At 64.0% G+C, this 645-nt stretch carries 1 protein-coding gene; it reads right to left on the bottom strand.

Annotated elements, in window-relative coordinates; genetic code table 11:
• A partial coding sequence (locus ACFFUV_RS24130) for an autotransporter outer membrane beta-barrel domain-containing protein (protein WP_512701405.1) occupies window positions 1-645 on the bottom strand: 645 nt, incomplete at both ends.

The following is a 645-nucleotide window of genomic DNA, read 5'->3' as shown; positions in this document are numbered from 1 at the left end:
CACCCGTTGGTGTTGCCTTCCGTCCTGTAGCTGCCCGCTCCGTAGTCCACCGTACGGTTGAGTTTGGCATCGTTCCAGCCTCCCGTCAGGATGAGCGTGTGGGCCCATCTCTTGCTCTGGTAGCGCCCGAAGAGGTTGGCGTAGTAGCTGTCCAGATGGCCGTCGGCCGTGTCCGCCGCGCTGGCCGTCAGGTCGCCGTAGTTGGCCGTGAAGGCCGCCCCCAGCGTGAAGGAGTCGCTGAGGTCCACGTCCACCCCAAAGGTGCCTCCCCAGGTGGTGAGCTTGTAGCCGCTTTCATCCCCCTTGGTGTCCAGCTGGGCGTAGGAGCCCGTGCCTTCCATCCACATGTGGAAGTAGGGAAGGTCTTCGTTGATGTAGGCGGGGTTGACGCCCATTTGGTTGGTGCGGTTGCGTATCCATCCCATTTGTTCGCGCAGGGCGTCGCGCTGGGCAGTGCCCAGGGCGTTGACCGTGGAGCCCGCTGCCGCCGCCATGGAACGAGCGGCCCCGGACAGGTTGCCGTTGCTGATCATGGTACTGACGCCATTCATGAATTGGGCCAGTTGAGAGTCGGAGTCCAGGTTTTTGCGGGCTTCCCAGAGCAGGCTGGCTCCGGCCGCGGAATTCCACGTACCGGCCGCAGGG

Origin of the sequence: Vibrio olivae (assembly GCF_042428525.1) — a bacterium.
GTDB lineage: Bacteria > Pseudomonadota > Gammaproteobacteria > Enterobacterales > Vibrionaceae > Vibrio > Vibrio olivae.
The sequence above is the reverse complement of the archived record's forward strand: the minus strand, read 5'-3'. Positions and strand labels throughout refer to the sequence as shown.